This window comes from Sphingomonas sp., assembly GCF_031361285.1.
GTDB lineage: Bacteria > Pseudomonadota > Alphaproteobacteria > Sphingomonadales > Sphingomonadaceae > Sphingomicrobium.
In genome coordinates, this window is record NZ_JANMCO010000160.1 from 1 (window position 1) to 2,718 (window position 2,718).

The following is a 2,718-nucleotide window of genomic DNA, read 5'->3' on the forward strand; positions in this document are numbered from 1 at the left end:
GCGACGCCGCGACGCCGGGCGGAACCATGGTGGTCACCGCGCCGGTGACATTCGGGCGACTCCATATCGTCCCGATCATCACGGCGTTGCTGCGTGTTCACGACAGGCTGAGGGTCGAACTGACCTTGATCGACCGGGTGGTCCGGCTGGTCGACGAAGGAATCGATGTCGCGGTCCGCATTGGCGATTTGTCCGACAGCGCGCTGCACGCACTTAAAGTCGCCGAGGTCCGTCGCGTCCTCGTCGCCAGCCCCGACTATCTTGCCTTGCACGCGGCGCCCGCCAATGTCGCCGGGTTGCACGATCATGCGCTGATCTCGTTCACCGAACTCGATCGCGCGCAGGAATGGCGGTTCGGCCCCAGCGGCAAGTTGGCGATCCGGGTCGAGCCGCGACTGACTGTCAATGCCGCCGATGCGGCAATCTCGGCGGCCATCGATGGTCTGGGGATAGCGCACGTCATTTCATACCAGGCGCTCGATGCGATTTCCTCGGGGCGATTGGTGACATTGCTCGACGACTTCGCGCCGCCGCCGATCCCGGTCCATTTGGTTTATCAGGCGAACCGGCGCACTTCGGTCAACGTCCGGGCATTTATTGACATGGCGCGACAGCATTTCGGTCGGCTGGACCTTGCTGGCGGGCCGGTCGGCGCTTCGGATTAGACTGAGCCGGGCTTGTGGCGATTAACCGCACTTGCCGGTGCCGATGGTGTAAGCCTGACGCCCGGCGGTCGTGGGGGCGGGTCGATGATCACATTGTGCGGCTTCGGCGTCAGCAACTATTACAACAAGCTCAAACTGGTCCTGCTCGAAAAGCAGATCCCGTTTCGCGAGCGGCTGGTCTATCCGTGGGAACGCGAGACATACCTTGATACGTCGCCGCTGGGGAAGATTCCGTTCATCGAGTTTGACGGGGGCGGCCTGTCGGAATCGCAAGTGATCCTGGAATATCTCGAGGATCGCTTTCCCGAAATCCCGCTCTATCCCGCGGACGTGTACGAACGCGCCCAGTGCCGCGAATTAATCCAGCATCTCGAACTCAACGCCGAATGGGTCGCCCGCCGGCTCTATAAGGAGTGCTTCTTCGGCGGCACGGTTTCGGAGGAGACCAAAGCGGAGGCGCATGATCGGCTAGTTGTTGGCCTTAATGCGATCGGGCGGCTGGCGAAATTTTCGCCCTACATTTGCGGTGCTGAGATCACGGCGGCAGACTGCGTGGCCTTTGTTCATTTTACGATGATCCGCCTGGCCACGTCGGCGATATACGACGACAATCTGCTGCTAAAACTGGTTCCAAAGTCGAACGTCTATATGGCGATGATGGACGGCCGCCCGCACTTTCGCACAATGATGGTGGAGCGCGAAGCGGCTGCAGCAGCATTCACGGCTCTCGGCGTTCCCTACGATGGCTAGGCGGCTTGATCGAAGTTAACATTGCCGACTGGAAATTGCGCCACTATCAGGGCGTCGGGCCCGCGATCGAACGGCGAGTCCGACCTAGCATTTTGGTGGCGGGGCGGTCCTTGAGCAATTCAAGACGCGGCAACGAATGGATCATCCGACTTGGTCGGGCGGGACTCTTGCGCGTCCTCGTTGGCGGTGCCTTGCTCGTCCTGACGGCGGGGTGCGACCGCGGCATTCTCGACCCGGTCGGGCCAGTCGCCGCCCAGGAAAAACAGCTTCTCATCAACTCGACCGCGATCATGCTGGCGATCATCATCCCGACGATGATCGCGACGGTCGCCTTCGCCTGGTGGTTCCGGCGTGGGAATAGCAAAGCGACCTATCGACCCGATTGGGAATATTCGGGTGCGATCGAAATGGTCGTATGGTCGATCCCGGCGCTGACCATCATGCTGCTCGGTGGAATCGCCTGGATCGCGAGCCACGACCTCGATCCCGCCAAGCCGCTCAAGTCGTCGGTCCCGCCGCTCAAGGTCGAAGTCGTCTCGCTCGACTGGAAATGGCTGTTCATCTATCCCGATCAGGGCGTTGCGACGGTCAACCAGCTGGTCGTCCCGGCCGGCACGCCGATCAGCTTTCGGCTGACTTCGGCGACGGTGTGGAACAGCTTTTTCGTGCCGCAGATGGGGACGATGATCTACACCATGCCGCGGATGACGACGCGGCTCAATCTGCAGGCCGACCGCCAGGGGGTCTATGACGGCCTGTCGACGCATTTCAGCGGTGACGGCTTCCCCGGCATGCAGTTCAAGGTCCAGGCGCTGCCGGCCGACCAGTTCGCGATGTGGGCGCAGGGCTCGCGCGGCACCGGGGCCGCGCTCGATGCGCGCAGCTATGCCCTTTTGTCCAAGCCGAGCAGCTACGTGAAGCCGATGACGTTTGGCGCGGTCGCGCCCGGTCTGTTCGACGCCATCGTCAGCGATCGCGTGCAGCAATTGGCTGGCCCGGCGGCCGCGGCGGCGGCAAACCAGAATTCAGCCGTTCCGGCAGGGGGCTAGGGGATGTTCGGGAAACTGACCTGGGACGCGATCCCGTTGCACGACCCGATCCCGCTCGTCACTTCGCTGGTGATTATGGCGGCGATCCTTGGCATTGCGCTGTGGGTCTGGCGCAAGGGCTGGTGGCCCTATCTGTGGAACGAATATATCACGTCCACCGACCACAAGCGCATCGGCGTGATGTACATCGTGCTGGCGCTGCTGATGCTGGTGCGCGGTTTTGCCGACGCCATCATGATGCGCGCCCAGCAATC

The 2,718-nt window shown here is 62.2% G+C and carries 3 protein-coding genes and 1 pseudogene; all 4 read left to right on the forward strand.

The window, feature by feature from the left end:
- On the forward strand, positions 1–665 hold a 665-nt coding region (locus RMO25_RS12910; RefSeq protein ID WP_309663010.1), incomplete at its 5' end, for a LysR substrate-binding domain-containing protein.
- A gap of 84 nt (positions 666–749) precedes the next feature.
- Positions 750–1,415, forward strand: coding sequence for a glutathione S-transferase (locus RMO25_RS12915; RefSeq protein WP_309663011.1), 666 nt, complete (start codon positions 750–752; stop codon positions 1,413–1,415).
- 5 nt (positions 1,416–1,420) lie between these two features.
- On the forward strand, positions 1,421–2,464 hold the full coding sequence (cyoA, locus tag RMO25_RS12920; protein WP_309663012.1) for a ubiquinol oxidase subunit II: 1,044 nt from the start codon (positions 1,421–1,423) through the stop codon (positions 2,462–2,464).
- A gap of 3 nt (positions 2,465–2,467) precedes the next feature.
- Positions 2,468–2,718 (forward strand): annotated as a pseudogene (locus tag RMO25_RS12925) (cytochrome o ubiquinol oxidase subunit I); the annotation flags it as partial.

Bases quoted from the DNA above. Each gene is read 5' to 3' on its own strand.
- RMO25_RS12915 (WP_309663011.1), top strand. From the start codon at position 750: ATGATCACATTGTGCGGCTTCGGCGTCAGCAACTATTACAACAAGCTC.